At 64.1% G+C, this 17,364-nt stretch carries 18 protein-coding genes; 14 read left to right on the top strand and 4 right to left on the bottom strand.

What is annotated here, in order from left to right; translation table 11 throughout:
* Positions 1-90: 90 nt before the first annotated feature.
* The 4 genes from LB520_RS19610 to LB520_RS19595 are packed head-to-tail and all read right to left on the bottom strand — an operon-like array spanning position 91 to position 3,874.
* On the bottom strand, positions 91-1,131 hold the full coding sequence (locus LB520_RS19610; RefSeq protein ID WP_140747989.1) for a heme-dependent oxidative N-demethylase family protein: 1,041 nt from the start codon (positions 1,129-1,131) through the stop codon (positions 91-93).
* Positions 1,132-1,140: 9 nt separating this feature from the next.
* The gene (locus LB520_RS19605; RefSeq protein WP_224638551.1) at positions 1,141-2,106 is read right to left on the bottom strand and encodes a PDR/VanB family oxidoreductase; all 966 of its coding nucleotides are present in this window, start codon (positions 2,104-2,106) and stop codon (positions 1,141-1,143) included.
* Positions 2,103-2,699, bottom strand: coding sequence for a dimethylamine monooxygenase subunit DmmA family protein (locus LB520_RS19600; RefSeq protein WP_140844223.1), 597 nt, complete (start codon positions 2,697-2,699; stop codon positions 2,103-2,105). Before LB520_RS19600 ends, LB520_RS19605 begins: the two co-directional genes overlap by 4 nt.
* Before the next feature lie 41 nt (positions 2,700-2,740).
* The gene (locus LB520_RS19595) at positions 2,741-3,874 is read right to left on the bottom strand and encodes an aminomethyltransferase family protein (protein WP_224638550.1); all 1,134 of its coding nucleotides are present in this window, start codon (positions 3,872-3,874) and stop codon (positions 2,741-2,743) included.
* 285 nt (positions 3,875-4,159) lie between these two features.
* On the opposite strand from LB520_RS19595, the gene LB520_RS19590 reads away from it, so the two are divergent.
* From LB520_RS19590 to LB520_RS19525, 14 genes are all read left to right on the top strand, one after another.
* The gene (locus tag LB520_RS19590) at positions 4,160-4,447 is read left to right on the top strand and encodes a hypothetical protein (protein WP_224638549.1); all 288 of its coding nucleotides are present in this window, start codon (positions 4,160-4,162) and stop codon (positions 4,445-4,447) included.
* 11 nt (positions 4,448-4,458) lie between these two features.
* A complete protein-coding gene (locus LB520_RS19585; RefSeq protein ID WP_095768769.1) occupies positions 4,459-4,836 on the top strand; it encodes a hypothetical protein in 378 nt (125 codons plus the stop codon).
* A 67-nt stretch (positions 4,837-4,903) separates the two neighbouring features.
* Complete coding sequence (locus LB520_RS19580; protein ID WP_095768770.1) at positions 4,904-5,065, top strand: hypothetical protein; 162 nt, start codon at positions 4,904-4,906, stop codon at positions 5,063-5,065.
* Between the two features lie 12 nt (positions 5,066-5,077).
* Positions 5,078-6,484, top strand: coding sequence for an APC family permease (locus tag LB520_RS19575; protein ID WP_224638548.1), 1,407 nt, complete (start codon positions 5,078-5,080; stop codon positions 6,482-6,484).
* Between the two features lie 46 nt (positions 6,485-6,530).
* Positions 6,531-7,220, top strand: coding sequence for a hypothetical protein (locus LB520_RS19570; protein WP_224638547.1), 690 nt, complete (start codon positions 6,531-6,533; stop codon positions 7,218-7,220).
* Entirely contained in the window at positions 7,217-7,546 is a 330-nt protein-coding gene (locus LB520_RS19565; RefSeq protein ID WP_224638546.1) for a hypothetical protein, read from the top strand. The genes LB520_RS19570 and LB520_RS19565 overlap by 4 nt, the downstream gene beginning before the upstream one ends.
* 86 nt (positions 7,547-7,632) lie before the next feature.
* Entirely contained in the window at positions 7,633-8,529 is an 897-nt protein-coding gene (locus tag LB520_RS19560; RefSeq protein ID WP_224638545.1) for a class II glutamine amidotransferase, read from the top strand.
* Between the two features lie 19 nt (positions 8,530-8,548).
* Positions 8,549-9,280: a GXGXG domain-containing protein gene (locus LB520_RS19555; RefSeq protein WP_224638556.1), complete on the top strand. Its 732-nt coding sequence runs from the start codon at positions 8,549-8,551 to the stop codon at positions 9,278-9,280.
* A gap of 6 nt (positions 9,281-9,286) precedes the next feature.
* The gene (locus LB520_RS19550; RefSeq protein ID WP_140844228.1) at positions 9,287-10,615 is read left to right on the top strand and encodes an FMN-binding glutamate synthase family protein; all 1,329 of its coding nucleotides are present in this window, start codon (positions 9,287-9,289) and stop codon (positions 10,613-10,615) included.
* Positions 10,616-10,653: 38 nt separating this feature from the next.
* A complete protein-coding gene (glnT, locus tag LB520_RS19545; RefSeq protein WP_224638544.1) occupies positions 10,654-11,961 on the top strand; it encodes a type III glutamate--ammonia ligase in 1,308 nt (435 codons plus the stop codon).
* A 92-nt stretch (positions 11,962-12,053) separates the two neighbouring features.
* The gene (locus LB520_RS19540) at positions 12,054-13,307 is read left to right on the top strand and encodes a sarcosine oxidase subunit beta family protein (RefSeq protein WP_095768777.1); all 1,254 of its coding nucleotides are present in this window, start codon (positions 12,054-12,056) and stop codon (positions 13,305-13,307) included.
* A gap of 67 nt (positions 13,308-13,374) precedes the next feature.
* A complete protein-coding gene (locus LB520_RS19535; protein WP_224526640.1) occupies positions 13,375-13,650 on the top strand; it encodes a sarcosine oxidase subunit delta in 276 nt (91 codons plus the stop codon).
* Positions 13,650-16,631, top strand: coding sequence for a sarcosine oxidase subunit alpha (locus LB520_RS19530; protein WP_224638543.1), 2,982 nt, complete (start codon positions 13,650-13,652; stop codon positions 16,629-16,631). Before LB520_RS19535 ends, LB520_RS19530 begins: the two co-directional genes overlap by 1 nt.
* Positions 16,624-17,250, top strand: coding sequence for a sarcosine oxidase subunit gamma (locus LB520_RS19525; RefSeq protein WP_224638542.1), 627 nt, complete (start codon positions 16,624-16,626; stop codon positions 17,248-17,250). The genes LB520_RS19530 and LB520_RS19525 overlap by 8 nt, the downstream gene beginning before the upstream one ends.
* Positions 17,251-17,364: the final 114 nt, after the last annotated feature.

Raw genomic sequence — 17,364 nt, 5'->3', positions numbered from 1 at the left:
ACGGAGAGGGGAGCGCCCTACGAAGGCCCCCTCTCCGTCCGCTTCGCGGACACCTCTCCCCCGCTTTGCGGGGGCGAGGAACCCAAGTCTTCAATCCGGCCCAAATCCCGGGCTGGTCGGGCTGCCGTCGTCAAGCTTCGACAGCCATTCCACCAGCGTCGGCCTATATCGTGTCAAGCCCTTATAGGTGGCGAGCTCTTCCGGCAGGTCGCGGATGACGCGGTGCAGGCGGCGCGCCCATTTCGGCTGCGTGACCAGCTCGTCCATCTTGATCAGATAGCAACGGATCGGGAAGACGATGGCGTTTGAACGCGGCAGCCGCCAGAAGCTTTGCAGCTCGACGCGCAAATGCACCTTCTGCCCGACATTTTCGGGCGTGACCGTGGCGCGGTCCGGACCCCATTTGTGATAGTTCTCGGGGCTGGTGTCGAGGCGCGGATTGATTGTCATCGTCCAGTTGAGGCGCCTGGCCGGCTTGCCCTGCTGGATGTTGGTCAGGAATTTCAGCGCGCGGGTGAAAATGCCCTTCTCATGCGCCAGCGGCACCGGCGCATGCCATTCGAAGAAATTCATGCCGATGTCGAAGTCGAGCGACCAGTCGGCCTGAGTGGTGACCATACCGGCATCCATCCACAAATTGCCGTCGCGCTGGTCGAGAATGCAGAAATCGCCCTGGCTCTGGCGGGTGATGTATTCCATCGGCCCGTAGGGCAGCGTCGAGGTGTCGCCGAAGGTGAAGGTGTCGTCGATGCCGAGCGGCCGGTTGATCCAGCGCCAGCGATCGCCGTTTCGCTCCAGTGTGAAGTGCTCGGGATAACCGAGCGCCTGCTGCTCCATCAGAAGCTCGAGTAGGTCCCAGCCGGCAAGCGTCATATGCGGCAGCGACTGGCAGCGCAGTGGATCCTCGGCCAGCACCAGCGCGCGGTCCTGCATCTCGGCGACATAGTGCTCGTCGACGTCGATCAGGTTCTCGAGCACGCTGCCCTTCGGGCCGACCACATGCGGCTCGATGTTGACCGCGTACATGTAGGAGTCTTCGTTGAATGGGAAGGGAAAGCGCCGGATATGCTCCGGGCTGTTCCTGAACGTGTAGTCGTCCCGGAACGTTTCCTTGCGAAAGGTGATGCCCATTGACGCCTCCTATCTTTCCAGGACCAGCGACTTGCCCTCGAAGCGCGAGACGCAAGGCATGATCTTGCAGCCGGAACGGTGGTCTTCCTCGCTCAGCCAGTGATCATTGTGGATGAACTTGCCGTCGAAGGAGATCACATTGGTCTCGCACTGGCCGCAAACGCCGCCGCGGCAGAGATAAGGCGGGTCGACGCCGGCGGCTTCGATCGCCTCGAGCAGGCTCTGCTGCTCGCCGACGCGGATCGTCTTGCCGCTGACGGCCAAGGTCACGTCGAACGGCGCGCCGGGCTGGGGTGCCGCGAAATGCTCGAAATGCACGGTCTCCGGCGGCCATCCGAGGCTAGCCGCGCGGTCACGCACCCAGTTGATCATGCCGGCCGGGCCGCAGACATAGAGATGCGTGCCGAGCGGCTGCGAGGACAAGAGCCGGTCGAGGTCGATGCGCTCCTCGCGGTCGTCGTGGTAGAGCCTGACCCGGTTGCCATAGCGCTGCTGCAGGACATCGGCATAGGTGCCGAGCGAGGCGGTGCGGCAGGTGTAATGCAATTCGAAATTGCCGCCGGCGCCTGCCAGCTGCGACGTCTGCGCCATGAAAGGCGTGATGCCGATGCCGCCGGCCAGCATCAGGTGCTTCTTCGCCCGGAGATCCAGCGAGAACAGATTGACCGGATAGCTGATCACCATCTCCAGCCCGGGCTTGACCTGCCGGTGCATGAACAGCGAGCCGCCGCGGCCGGCATCGTCTCGGCGCACCGAGATCGTGTATTCGCGCGTGTCGAGCGGCGAGCCCATCAGCGAATAGGGATTGAGCCTGGTGCGGTCGCCGTCGCGCATCTCGACCACGACATGGGCGCCGCCGGAAAAGGTCGGCAGCAGCTCGCCGTCGCGACGGCGGAAATGGAAGCGGGTCACGAGATCGTTGACGGGAACGACGTCGCTGACAACGACGTCGAGCTTGGTGGTGCCGGTGCTCATGGGAAGGCCTCCTCGATCGGAGGAATCTCGGAGCGATCCTCGGCATTGATGCACACGCCCTGGAAGGCCGCGAGGCGCCGCGAATAGTGATCGCGCACCAGAAGCAGCAGGCCGCAATGCGAGCAGGTAGCCGGCTGCGTCGTTACATTCTCGGTGATGCCCTTGCAGTGCACGCATTGCATGCGCCGCGCCAGCGAGCCGCGATGCTCGGTCGCAATGGAGGTATGGTCGATGCCGGCTTCGAGCGCTACTTGCATTGCCTGGCCGATCAGGCCTTCGGTGCCGGCAAGATAAAGGCGCAGGCCCATATGGGCGTTGGTCAGCGTCTGCTTCAGCCGCGGCAACAGGCTGGCGAAAGACGGCGCGATGTGAAGTTGCATCGGCTTCAGCGCTTCGAGGGCGGCGATGTGCTTCCCCTCGGGCCCCGGAATGAAGACGATCTCGGCGCCGTCGAAGAAGCCAGGCGGCGCCTTGCCGGTCATGTCCGTTATCGCGAGCGCGCCTTCCGCATCGGCGATGAACAGATGATGCTTGCCTGGTTGCGGCGACAGCGTTCCGTAAATGGGCCGGCTGATGATCGTCTTGACTGCCATTCTTTCCTTCGTGCCCCGAAAGCCCTCCCGCTGATGATGCCTCAACCTTTTGCCGTGCGCTTGGTCTTTTTGGGATCGTCGAACGGCAAGGGCTGCGCCGTTGCTTTGATCGAGCCGCTCCTGTTGCGAATCTCGAGCCTGGTGTCCTTGACGGCGCAGTCGACGTCGAGGCGAGCGATGCCCATCGATTTCTCGACCAGCGGCGAATACATGGCGCAGGTCACCACGCCGACTTGTCTGCCGTCGCGATAGACGGGCGCGCCCTCATCCGCCGGTTCCTTGCCGTCGAGCAGCACGCCGTAGATCTTGAAGCGCTCCTTGCCCTTCAGCCGATAATGCTCCTCGGCGCCGCGGAAGCCGGTCTTGCCGGGGCTGACGGTGAAGTCGAGGCCGAGCTCCCACAGCGTGTCGCCGGGGCCTTCGTTCTCGAACGGATACTTTTGGGAATTGTCGTAAGGGTAGAAGAGCAGATAGCTCTCGACGCGCAGCATGTCGAGCGTGGTGAAGCGGCAGGGAATGATCCCGGCGCTCTTGCCCTCCTCGAGGATCCTGTCCCAGATCGTGCCGGCATCCTGGCCGCGACAGAAGATCTCGTAGCCGCGCTCGCCGGTGTAGCCGGTGCGCGAGATCATCACCGGAAAGCCGAAGAGCTGCGTCTGCATATGATGAAAATAGTTGAGGTCGCGGATGCCCGGCACATGCTTGGCCAGATAGTCAACCGCGGTCGGGCCTTGCAGCGAAAGGTCGTGCAGATTGTCATCGAAGCGCAGCGAGACATCGCGGCCCATCGCCGCCCGCTGCAGCTCCTCATGGCCGGTGCCGGAGCCGTGCACGACCATCCACGAGTTCGGGCTGATGCGGTAGAGGATGCAATCGTCGGTGAATTTGCCGGCCTCGTTCAGCATGCAGGCATAGGCCGACTTGCCGGGATAGATCTTTTCGACGTCGCGCGTCGTGGCGAGGTCGATGAGATGCGAGGCATGCGGCCCGGTGATGTGGACCTTCTTCAGGCCGGAGACGTCCATCAGCCCGGCCTTGGTGCGGATCGCGATATATTCCTCGTCGGCATCCTTGTCGTAGGTCCAGGCGGTGCCCATGCCGCTCCAGTCCTCGAGTTTCGAGCCGAGCGCGCGATGGCGATCCGCCAAGGTCGAGAATCTCCAGGATGCCGTCATCCGATCGTCCTCCGTGCGATTTAAGTCGTTGCTGTTCCCTGCTCCTGCTTGGTGGCGGAGCTTGGCCGAATATTGACCGCAAACGGCGAAGCCCTGCAATCCCCTTGAAGCAAATAATTTCATTGTCAGGCAAATTTCTTGCCCGATGACAAACGGTTTACGATGCGTAAATCCGGCTTGACAATTCCGGGAATCGAGCGGAATTTATGAAAAAAATTTCACTCTGTTGAAAGAGTGGACGCCCGGTCGGTTGTGTGGCCGGACGTCGCCAGAAGGGGAAAACCGATGTCCGACATGCAGCAGCGCATCGAAGCGCTGTACCGTTCCGACGTGCGTGGGTCCGTGCTCCTGATCGTATGCCTGTGGGCAACGATCCTCTTCGTCCTCCTGATGACGTGGCCATACATTCCGCATAGAGGCATCAAGCTCGTGGTGGCGGTTGCAGCCGCCGCGGTGCTGATCTTCAACACCGCCGCGATCCTCGCCATGCTCAACCACTACAAGGAAGACAAGGACTTCATCTACGGGCTCGACATCAAGAACGCCGACGCCGCCCGCAACCGCCAATCGTGAAGGGAGAAACCATGGCTCGCTACACCCCGCCGGAGCAGAGCAAGGCCGGACAGATCCTCGACATCGCGGTCGTGGTGGTCGCAATCTTTGTGGCGCTCTGGCTGCCGCTGAAACTCGGGTTTGCCGGGGCGGCGAAGTCGATCGACCCGCTTGACGCCAAGACCTGGGACGCGCTCGGCCAGAATGCGACCATGGCGTCGATCTGGGAGAAGCTCGGCTACACGCCGGAGACGGCGCACGACATCATCCAGAACCGCTTCCATTACATCATCGACTGGCCGACGCTGATCATCATGGCGATCGTGCTGATCGCCTATTTCGTCTTCCTGTTCCGCGCCTCCGATAAGGAATATCGCGAGGTCATCAACGAGAAGTTCGACGACAAATAGAGTTCGACGACAAATAGACTTCGACGACAAAGAGACTTTCGACGACAAAGAGACCGGGGAAGACATCATGTGGATGGGACTGTCTTACGTTTGCTGGGGCATCTCGGTCGTGCTTGCGGCGTGGATGCTCTACGACTGGTTCAAGGTCGATACGACCTATTCCGAGGAGACTTTGACGTCTTCCCGTGAAGGCGAGCTTGAAGCCGTTTCCGAAAAACACCGGATCTGAGTGGGGACTGACATGACGGCTGCGGTTGAAACGGCACAAACGACGACAATCCACGGCGACAGGGTCTCGCTGCTTCGGGTGCTCGGCCCGGCGCATGTGTGGGCGCTCGGCGTCGGCATCGTGCTGGTCGGCGAGTTCACCGGCTGGAATTTCTCCGCCGACAAGGGCGGCGCGCTCGCCGCGCTGATTGTCTGCTGGGTCGTCGGACTGCTCTACACCTCGGTCGCCATGATCGATTCGGAGGTGACGTCCACCGTCGCCGCCGCCGGCGGCCAGTATGCTCAGGCCAAGCATATCGTCGGGCCGCTGATGGCCTTCAACGTCGCACTGTTCCTGGTGTTCGCCTACACCATGCTGGAAGTGTCGGACGCGATCCTGCTCGGCGACACGATCGTCGCCAAGGCCGGCGTCGAGGGGCTGACGCACAACTCCTTCATCGCCGCCACCATCGTCGTGCTCGCCTGGCTCAACTATCGCGGCGTGCTGATGACACTCAACGTCAACTTCGTCATCACCGCGATCGCCTATGTCTCGATCGTCATCCTGTTCTTCTCCGTCAGCCCGTGGACGCAAGGCGCGGTGCTGAAGCTCAACGAGCTGGTCACCCCCGCCAATGCGCTGCCCTATGGCTGGATCGGCGTCATCGCCGCCTTCCAGTTCGGCATCTGGTATTATCTCGGCATCGAGGGCACGACCCAGGCCGCCGAGGAAGTGCGCTCGCCGGCGCGCTCGCTGCCTTACGGCACCATGGCCGGCATGATCACGCTTTTGATCGCCGCGGCGATGACCTGGTATGTCTGCGCCTCGCTGATGCCCTGGGAATATCTCGGCATCACCTATTATCCGCTATGGGACGCCGGCAAGCTGACCGGCAGCCCGCTGCTGGAAAACCTGCTCTTCATCGCGACGCTGCTGGCCGCGCTCGCTTCGGCCAATGGCTGCATCAACGACGCGGCGCGCGCCTGGTTCTCGCTCGGCCGCGACCGCTATCTGCCGAGCTGGTTCTCGGCGGTGCATCCGAAGTATCGCACGCCCTATCGCTCGATCCTGTTCCTGCTGCCGATCGCGCTGGCCTTCGCCTTCATCGCCGATCTCAACCAGGCGATCACCTTCTCGATCCTGTCGGGCGTGTTGCAATACACCTTCATGAGCATCAACATCATGAAGTTCCGCAAGAAGTGGCCGCTGGGTTCGATCCGCCGCGGCTACACGCACCCCTTCCACCCGCTGCCGGCGATCGTGCTCTTCTGCCTGTGCATGGTGACTTTCTTCGCCATCTTCCTCGGCTTCGGCTCGCAGCTGATCGCGATGACCGTCTTCTATTTCCTGATCTCGCTGTGGTTCCACTTCTACCGCTACAAGTTCGTGCGGCGCGGCGACCAGTTCTCCATGCCGTGGCCGAAGCCGCAGGGTTATTGAGTGGAGTAAGGGCCCGCCGTTCGATGGCGGGCCGTGGCGTATCGAAATGTCCGAGCTGACGTCAGTATTGCTTACCGGGGCGATCGCACTGGGCGTCGCCGCTCATATTGTCTGGCTGGCGCGCGCCAGCCGCAACAGGGCGAAGGCGGCCTTTGCCGCCGATATGGCGAGCATCCGCAGCGTCGTTGCGGATGCCGCCGACATTTCCGACGGCACGGTCGGCGTCCTCACCTGGGCCGGTTCCTGGAACGGTCAGCGCGTCCAGGTGCGGACCATCGTCGACACGCTGGCGACGCGAAAGCTGCCGACGCGCTGGCTCAGCGTTTCGATCACCGAGCCGGTCGCGGTGCCGGGCACGTTCGACATGATGATGCGGCCGAATTCGGCGACGACATTCTCCAATTTCGACCATCTGCCGCACACGCTGCCGAAGGTGCTCGGCCTTCCCGCCGACGCGGTGCTCAGGACGGACCGCAGAGGCGTCGCCTTCCCGCAGGATCTGATCGCCGCGCATACAGACATCTTTGCCGAAAGCCGCGCCAAGGAATTGCTGATAACGCCGAAGGGCGTGCGCATCGTCTGGCTGCTGGCCGAGGCCGAGCGCGCTCGCTACGGTGTGTTCCGGCAGGCGGCGTTCGGCGATGCCGGGATCGATCCGGCCTTGATCGAACGGCTGCTCGAGGCAGCCTCGACGCTTCGCCAAGCCATCAACCGGCGCGAAAGGCGGGCCGCATGAGCGACGAAGCCGCCACCCCTGCTCCCGCGAATCCCTATCTCGTGCTCGGCGCCGCGATCGTCTTGCCGGCAAGCGGCCATGTCATGCTCGGCGTGCCGGCGCGCGGGCTGCAATTCCTGTTCTTCATGGTGATCCTTGGCTGGATAACCACCAAGCTGGCGCCGGTCGACGCCGGCTTCATCGGCCGCCATGCCGGGGGTTTCCTGATCTATGCCCTCTCGATCCTCGACGCCTATAGGATCGCGCGCATCCGCCATGCGATCTGGGTTCACAAGGCGCGTCCGGGCGGCGATAGTGCCGAGGGCAATGCGCCGTCTAATATGTAATCACAGGAAAATTTTTTTCATACCAATTGAATTCGGCTTACTCATTGGGTACATCATCTGAGAGCCAAAAAACGTTGGAGGCTGGCATGTGCGGAATCGTCGGACTTTTCTTGAAGGACAAGGCGCTGGAGCCGAAGCTCGGCGCCATGCTGTCGGAGATGCTGGTGTCGCTCAGCGACCGCGGCCCGGACAGTGCCGGCATCGCCATCTATGGCGCAGCCACCGGCAATGAAGCCAAGATCACCGTGCAGTCGCCGAAGCCCGATCGCGATTTCCGCGGCCTCGACGCCGAGCTCGCCAAGGCGATCAGCGCGCCGGTCAGCGTCGCGGTCAAGTCCACGCATGCGGTGATCCGGACCACGCCGGACAAGGTCGACGCCGCGCGGGAGGCGCTGCAGACGCTCCGACCCGACATCCGCATCATGGGCGCCGGCGAGGCGGTGGAGATCTACAAGGAAGTCGGCCTGCCCGAAGCCGTCGTCGACCGCTTCGGCGTGCGCGCGATGACCGGCACGCATGGCATCGGCCACACCCGCATGGCGACGGAATCGGCGGTGACGACGATGGGCGCGCATCCTTTCTCGACCGGCGCCGACCAGTGCCTGGTGCACAACGGCTCGCTCTCCAATCACAACAATGTACGCCGCGAGCTGATCCGCGACGGCATGACCTTCGAGACCGAGAACGACACTGAGGTGGCGGCTGCCTATCTCTCCAACCGGATGGCGCATGGCAAGAATCTCGGTGAGGCGCTGGAAGGCACGCTCTCCGACCTCGACGGCTTCTTCACCTTCGTCGTCGGCACCAAGAACGGCTTCGGTGTGGTGCGCGATCCGATCGCCTGCAAGCCGGCCGTGATGGCCGAGACCGACCAGTATGTCGCCTTCGGCTCCGAATATCGCGCGCTGACCAAGCTGCCCGGCATCGACAGTGCGCGGGTCTGGGAGCCCGAGCCCGCAACCGTTTATTTCTGGGAGCATTGAGCTGATGCCGGCAACCCCAATGTCGAAAGCCGAGCGCGAGCCAGGCCATGCCCACAGTCAGGCATCACGCGTCTTTGACCTGTCCGTGCATTCGCTGCGCGAGTTGAACCAGGCGCTGCACCAGCTCACGGCCGGCTCGAACGAGACCGCCTGGGAAGTGCTCAACCCCAAGGGCAGCCATTCGGTGGCGGTCGGCGTCGATCAGCCCGTCAGCATCGATGTGCGCGGCAGCGTCGGCTATTACTGCGCCGGCATGAATGACGGCGCAGCGATCACCGTGCACGGCTCGGCCGGCCCCGGCGTCGGCGAGAACATGATGTCGGGCTCGATCGTCATCAAGGGCGACGCCAGCCAGTATGCCGGCGCCACCGGCCGCGGCGGCTTGCTGGTCATCGAGGGCAATGCCTCGTCGCGCTGCGGCATTTCGATGAAAGGCATCGACATCGTCGTGCACGGCAATATCGGCCACATGTCGGCCTTCATGGCGCAGTCCGGCAACCTCGTGGTGCTGGGCGACGCCGGCGACGCGCTGGGCGATTCCATCTACGAGGCGCGGCTCTTCGTGCGCGGCAAGGTGGAGAGCCTCGGCGCCGACTGCATCGCCAAGGAGATGCGGCCCGAGCATATCGAATTGCTGCAGGCCCTGCTCGACAAGGCCGGCGTGACCGGCGTCAAGGCCTCGGAGTTCAAGCGCTACGGCTCGGCCCGCAAACTCTACAATTTCAACATCGATAACGCCGACGCGTATTGAGGCAAGATGACCTACCGCAACCCGCCGACGACGCCGCGCAAATCCGCGACCTTCGACGATTACACGCTTTCCGAAATCCGCCGCGCGGCCGCGACCGGCATCTATGACATCCGCGGCGCCGGCGCCAAGCGCAAGCTGCCGCATTTCGACGACCTGCTTTTCCTTGGCGCCTCGATCTCGCGCTATCCGCTCGAAGGTTATCGCGAGCGCTGCGACACCTCGGTGGTGCTCGGCTCGCGCCACGCCAGGAAGCCGATCGAGCTGAAGATCCCAATCACCATCGCCGGCATGAGTTTTGGATCGCTCTCCGGCCCGGCCAAGGAGGCACTTGGACGCGGCGCCACGCTTTCCGGGACCTCGACCACCACCGGTGACGGCGGCATGACCGAGGAAGAGCGCGGGCATTCTAAGACGCTGGTCTATCAGTACCTGCCCTCGCGCTACGGCATGAATCCGCGCGACCTGCGCCGCGCCGACGCCATCGAAGTGGTCGTCGGCCAGGGCGCCAAGCCGGGCGGCGGCGGCATGCTGCTCGGACAGAAGATCTCCGACCGCGTCGCCGAGATGCGCACGCTGCCCAAGGGCATCGACCAGCGCTCAGCTTCGCGCCATCCCGACTGGACCGGACCGGACGATCTCGAGATCAAGATCCTCGAGCTGCGCGAGATCACCGACTGGGAAAAGCCGATCTACGTCAAGGTCGGCGGGGCACGGCCCTATTACGACACCGCGCTCGCGGTGAAGGCCGGCGCCGATGTCGTGGTGGTCGACGGCATGCAGGGCGGCACCGCTGCCACCCAGGAAGTGTTCATCGAGAATGTCGGCCAGCCGACGCTTGCCTGCATCAGGCCGGCGGTGCAGGCGCTGCAGGACCTCGGCATGCACCGCAAGGTGCAGCTCATCGTTTCCGGCGGCATCCGCAACGGCGCCGATGTCGCCAAGGCGCTGGCGCTCGGCGTCGACGCGGTGTCGATCGGCACGGCAGCACTTGTCGCGCTCGGCGATAACGATCCACGCTGGGAGGCGGACTACAACGCGCTCGGCACCACGGCCGGCGCCTATGACGACTGGCACGAAGGCCGCGACCCGGCCGGTATCACCACCCAGGACCCCGAATTGATGAAGCGGGTCGACCCGATCGCGGCCGGACGGCGCCTAGCGAACTACCTCAAGGTGATGACGCTGGAAGCCCAGACCATCGCACGCGCCTGCGGCAAGAACAGCCTGCACAATCTCGAGCCCGAGGATCTCGTCGCGCTCTCGATCGAAGCCGCCGCCATGGCCGGCGTGCCTTTGGCCGGCACCAACTGGATACCCGGCAAGAACGGCTTCTAGAACAAACTTCCAGAGACACGTAAGCGAGGAACTACATAATGGGGAACGATCTCGCCGCATTCGCCAAGGAGAACGGCGTCAAATATTTCATGATCTCCTACACCGACCTGTTCAGCGGGCAGCGCGCCAAGCTGGTGCCGGCGCAGGCGATCGCCGACATGCAGAAGGACGGTGCAGGATTTGCCGGCTTCGCCACATGGCTCGACCTGACGCCGGCGCATCCCGACATGCTGGCCGTGCCGGACCCCGATTCGGTCATCCAATTGCCGTGGAAGAAGGACGTCGCCTGGGTAGCCGCCAACTGCATCATGGACGACAAGGAGGTGAACCAGGCGCCGCGCAACACGCTGAAGCGGCTGATCGACGAAGCCGCCCGCGACGGCATGCATGTCAAGACCGGCGTCGAGGCCGAGTTCTTCCTGATCTCGCCCGATGGCAAGGCGATCTCCGACGAGTACGATACAGCCTCGAAACCCTGCTACGACCAGCAGGCTGTGATGCGGCGCTACGACGTCATCGCCGAGATCTGCGATCATATGCTGGCGTTGGGCTGGGGCCCGTACCAGAACGACCATGAGGACGCCAACGGCCAGTTCGAGATGAACTGGACCTTCGATCACGCGCTGGCGACCGCCGACAAGCACTCCTTCTTCAAGTTCATGGTCAAGTCGATCGCCGAAAAGCATGGCCTGCGCGCTACATTCATGCCCAAGCCCTTCCAGGGCCTGACCGGCAATGGCTGCCATGCGCACATCTCGGTGTGGGACGAGACCGGCAAGACCAATGTCTTTGCCGACAATTCGCAAGAGCTCGGCCTGTCCGCCAAGGGCAGGAACTTCCTCGGCGGCATCATGAAGCATGCCTCCGCGCTTGCCGCGATCACCAACCCGACGGTGAATTCCTACAAGCGCATCAACGCGCCGCGTACCATTTCGGGCGCGACCTGGGCGCCGAACACGGTGACCTGGACCGGCAACAACCGCACCCACATGGTGCGCGTGCCCGGGCCCGGCCGCTTCGAATTGCGCCTGCCGGACGGTGCCGCCAACCCGTATTTGCTGCAGGCCGTCATCATCGCCGCCGGCCTCGACGGTATCCGCTCGAAGGCCGACCCCGGCAAGCGCTACGACATCGACATGTACCAGCTCGGCCACACGGTGACGGATGCGCCGAAACTGCCGCTCAACCTGCTCGACGCGCTGCGCGAGTTCGATAGGGACAAATCGCTCAAGGCGGCGCTGGGTGAGGAATTCTCGTCGGCATATCTAAAGCTGAAGCAGCAGGAATGGAATTCCTATGCTTCCCACTTCACGCAGTGGGAGCGCGACCACACGCTGGATATCTGACCGTCCTGTAGTGGAGCATGATGTCGTCCGAAAATCGCTTCACACTTTTCGGCATCATGCTCTAGCGGTGCGAGCGACCTCGGAATGAACTGATGAAATATTCGATCTTCTCGCTCGCCCGCGCCGCCCTTTCCGGCCACAAGAACTGGCAGCCGACCTGGCGCGACGCTGCGCCCAAGGACCGCTATGACGTGATCATCATCGGCGGCGGCGGCCACGGGCTCGCCACCGCCTGGTTTCTCGCCAGCGAGTTCGGTATCCGCAATGTCGCGGTGCTGGAAAAGGGGTGGATCGGCTCCGGCAATGCCGGCCGCAACACCACCATCATCCGCTCCAATTACGGCCTTCCCGGCAACACCGGCTTCTACGAATTGTCGATGAAGCTGTGGGAGCGGATGGAGCAGGACCTCAACTATAACGCGATGGTCAGCCAGCGCGGCGTGCTCAACCTCTATCACTCCGACGCGCAGCGCGATGCTTTCGCCCGGCGCGGCAACACCATGCGCATCAACGGCATCGATGCGGAACTGCTCGACCAGGCGGCGCTGCGCAAAATGCTGCCGTTCCTGAATTTCGACAATGCGCGTTTCCCCGTGCAAGGCGGACTGCTGCAGCGGCGCGGCGGCACGGCGCGGCATGACGCCGTGGTGTGGGGCTACGCGCATGCGGCGAGCGAACTCGGCGTCGACATCATCCAGAATTGCGAGGTTACCGGCTTCACGCGCGACGCCAACGGCAAGGTGACCGGCGTCGAGACATCGCGCGGCAAGATCGGCGCCGGCAAGGTCGGCATGGCAGTGGCCGGCTCCTCGTCACGGGTCGCGGCTATGGCAGGTCTTCGCCTGCCGATCGAAAGCCATGTGCTGCAGGCCTTCGTCTCCGAAGCGATCAAGCCGCTCATTCCCGGCGTCATGACCTTCGGCGCCGGGCACTTCTATGTCAGCCAGTCGGACAAGGGTGGGCTGGTCTTCGGCGGCGACATCGACGGCTACAATTCCTATGCCCAGCGCGGCAATCTGCCGGTCGTGGAGGATGTCTGCGAGGGCGGTATGGCGCTGATCCCGATGATCGGCCGTGTGCGGCTTTTGCGCCAGTGGGGTGGCATCATGGACATGTCGATGGACGGCTCGCCGATCATCGACAAGAGCCCGGTCGACGGCCTCTACATCAATGCCGGCTGGTGCTATGGCGGCTTCAAGGCGACGCCCGGCTCCGGTTTCGTCTTCGCCCATCTCATCGCCCGCGATCAATCGCACAAGGAAGCCGCGCTTTTCCGCCTCGACCGTTTCCAGCGCGGCGCCATGATCGACGAGAAGGGCCAGGGCGCCCAACCGAACCTGCATTAGGGATAGAGCATGATGTTATCCAAAAACCGCTTCACACTTTTTGGCATCATGCATTGAAGACCCAGCCATGCGCATAGTCTGTCCCTTCTGCGGCGAACGCGAACTCGGCGAGTTCACCTATCTCGGCGACGCCAAGCCACAACGGCCGGCGGCCGATGCCGGCGAGGACGCGGTCTACGATTACGTCTATCTGCGCGACAACATTGCCGGCCCGATGAGCGAGCACTGGTACCATGGCGGCGGCTGCCGGACCTGGCTGAAGGTCACCCGCAACACGCTGACGCATGAGATTTCAGCCGTCGAGCCGGCGGCGGGCGCAGGCGCCGCCAAGGTTGGTGTGTGATGCGCGGCGATCAGGCAAACCGGCTGAACAATGGCGGTCTCATCGACCGCTCGACCGCGCTCAACTTCCGCTTCGACGGCAAGACGCTCTTCGGCTTCAAGGGCGACACGCTGGCTTCCGCGCTGGTTGCCAACGGCGTCAAGCTCGTCGGCCGCTCGTTCAAATATCACCGCCCGCGCGGAATTCTCGCCGCCGGGTCGGAAGAGCCGAACGCGCTGGTAGAGCTGCGCAGCGGCGCAAGGCGTGAGGCAAACACCAAGGCGACAACCGTCGAGCTCTATGAAGGGCTCGAAGCCGCCAGCCAGAACCGCTGGCCGTCGCTCCATTTCGACGTGATGTCGGTCAACCAGCTGTTCGCGCCGATCTTCGTCGCCGGCTTCTACTACAAGACCTTCATGTGGCCGGCGAAGTTCTGGGAAGCGATCTACGAGCCGGCAATTCGGCGCGCCGCGGGCCTTGGCCGCGCGGCCCAGGTTTCCGATCCCGACCACTATGACAAGGCCTGGGCACATTGCGATGTGGTGATCGCGGGTTCCGGCCCGGCAGGCCTGGCGGCGGCCCTTGCCGCCGCGCGCTGCGGCGCGCGCGTCATCCTGTGCGAAGAGGATTTCGTCCTCGGCGGGCGCCTGCTCGCCGATGGCGGCATGATCGACGGATTGCCGGCCGCCGAATGGGTCGCGCGCGCGGTTGCCGAACTGACGGCAATGCCGGATGTGCGCATCATGACGCGCACGACTTTGTTCGGTGTCTATGACGGCGGCACCTATGGCGCGATCGAGCGTGTCAACGACCACCTGCCGGTGCCCCCGGAGCATCAGGTGCGCCAGCGGCTGTGGCGGATCGTGGCCAAGCGCTGCGTCGTCGCCGCCGGCGCCATCGAGCGTCCGATCGTCTTTGCCGGCAACGACACGCCGGGCGTGATGATGGCGTCGGCCATGCGCAGCTACATCAACCGCTACGCGGCGACGCCGGCGAGGCGCATCGCGCTCTTCACCAACAATGAGGATGGCTGGCGTACGGCCGAAACGGCGATCGCGGCCGGACTGCAGGTGGCCGCCGTGATCGATGCGCGGCCGGACATTTCGCCGGCCCACCGCTCATTGGCCAACAAAGACGGCTTTCCGGTGCTGCACGGCGCTGTCGCCGGCATCGACGGCGGCAAGGACGGCGTGCGCAAGATTTCCGTCTCGCTGACCGGTGGCGCGCGCGCCGAGGTCGAGGCAGACGGGCTTGCCGTCTCGGGCGGCTGGAACCCGGCGGTCGGCCTCACCTCCTACCACCGCGGCAGGCCGAAATGGCGCGACGACATTGCCGCCTTCGTGCCGGATGGCGCGCCGCCCGGCATGCTGGCAGCGGGCGCGGCCAACGGCACGTTCGGACTTGGCGCCTGCCTGCGCGAGGGGTTCGAAGCCGGCGCTGCCGCCGCACGCGACGCCGGCCGCAGCGGCAATATCGGATCGATGCCGGTCGCCGACGACGAGGCGTTTTCGATCACACCGCTCTGGCATGTCGCCGGCAAGGGCAAGGCCTTTGTCGACCAGCAGCACGACGTCACCGCTTCCGATGTCGAGCTGGCGCAGCGCGAGGGTTTTCAATCGGTCGAGCATCTGAAGCGCTACACGACGCTCGGCATGGCGACCGACCAGGGCAAGACCTCGAATGTCGCCGGCCTTGCCATCATGGCGGCGGTCAGCGGCAAGTCGATCCCGGAGACGGGCACGACGATCTACCGGCCGCCTTACGTGCCGGTCGCCATCGGCGCCTTCGCCGGCCATCACCGCGACGAGAATTTCCATGCGACGCGGCTGACGCCCTCGCATCACTGGGCGGCCGAACAGGGCGCGGTCTTTGTCGACACCGGCCTATGGAAGCGCGCGCAGTGGTATCCGCGCGCCGGCGAGAAGGACTGGCTGGAATCGGTCACGCGCGAGGTCAAGGCGGTGCGCAGCGGCGTCGGCTTCTGCGATGTCTCGACGCTCGGCAAGATCGACGTGCACGGCCCCGACGCGGGCGCCTTCCTCGACCGCGTCTACATCAACGCCTTCTCCAGCCTCGCCGTCGGCAAGGCGCGCTACGGGCTGATGCTGCGCGAGGACGGCATCGTCTATGACGACGGCACGACCTCGCGGCTGGCCGAGGATCATTACTTCCTCACCACCACGACGGCCAAGGCCGGGCTGGTGATGCAGCACCTGGAATTCTGCCGCCAGGTGCTGTTCCCCGAGCTCGACGTGCAGCTGACCTCGGTCTCCGACCAGTGGGCGCAGTTCTCGATCGCCGGACCGAAGACCCGCGATCTGCTGAAAGAGATCGTCGATCCGGCCGAGGACCTGTCGAATGAAGGTTTCCCGTTCATGGGCGCGCGCGAGGTCAAGCTGCGCGGCGGCCTGAAGGCAAGGCTGTTCCGCATCTCCTTCTCCGGCGAGATGGCGTTCGAGATTTCGGTGCCGGCGCGCTACGGCGAGGCGATGGCGCGCAATCTGATGATTGCGGGAAAACCGTTCGGCGTGACGCCTTACGGCACCGAGGCGCTCGGCGTGATGCGCATCGAAAAGGGTCATGTCGCCGGGCCGGAGCTCAACGGCACCACCACGGCGGGCGATCTCGGCCTCGGCAAGATGATGTCGACCAAGAAGGATTTCATCGGCCGCGTCATGGCCGGCCGCGAGGCGCTCACCGCGCCGAACCGGCAGGTGGTCGTCGGCATCAAGCCGACCGACAAGGCGCGCCGCCTGCGCTCCGGCGCTCACATCATTCCAAAGGGCGAGACCCCCGGCCCCGACAACGACCAGGGCTATGTCACCTCGGTCTGTTTCTCGCCGGTGCTCGACCAGTGGATCGGTCTCGGCCTCGTCGAGCGCGGCCGCGAGCGCATCGGCGAGATCGTGCGCGCGCATGATCCGCTGCGCGGCGAGGACTACGATGTCGAGCTCTGCAATTCCGTCTTCTACGATCCCGATGGAGGACGCCAGCGTGGCTGATTTTTCCTGGGACATGCGCAGCCCGCTCGACCGCGCGCTGGTCGCCGGCGCTTACGGCGCGCACGGTGACGCCGGCGTGGCGCTGACCGAGATCCGCGATTTCAACCTCGTCCAGGTGATGGCGCGACGCGGCAAGGCCACAGAGATGGCGAAGGCCGCAAAGGCGCGCTTCGGTGTCGCCTCGCCGGAGACGCCCAAGGCGGTGGATACGGCGGACGCGGCGCTGATCTGGTCGGGACCTGATCAATTCCTGGTGCTGTCCAACGGCGGCAAGCATACGATCGAAGCGCTTGCCCCGGTCTTCGTGGGTTCGGCCTCGCTTTCCGACCAATCGCATGCGCGGGTGCTGATCAGCATATCCGGAGAGAAGGCGCGCACGATGCTCGCCAAGCTGTCGTCGATCGACCTCCACCCTGATGTGTTTGCTGTGGGTGTCGCGGCGGCCACGTCGATGGATCACACCAGCATCACGCTCTGGCGCGACAAGGATCGGGCAAATGGACAGGCGGTGTTCAACCTGCTGGTGTTCGCGACTTTCGCCGAGAGCCTATGGCATACGATTCTGGACTCGGCCGCGGAGTATGGCGTGACGATTACCCATTCCGAGGAGTTGGCGTAGCCGTGCGCAGACTCCCCCTTCTCCCCTTGTGGGAGAAGGTGGATCGGCGCGCAAGCGCCGAGACGGATGAGGGGTGCTCCAGCGGAGTGAGACGCTGATTTTCCCTGGAGCACC

The sequence above is a fragment of the Mesorhizobium sp. CA12 genome (assembly GCF_020165255.1).
In the GTDB taxonomy this organism is placed as follows: domain Bacteria; phylum Pseudomonadota; class Alphaproteobacteria; order Rhizobiales; family Rhizobiaceae; genus Mesorhizobium.
Note: the sequence above shows the minus strand (reverse complement) of the source record. Positions and strands in the feature narration are given on the sequence as shown.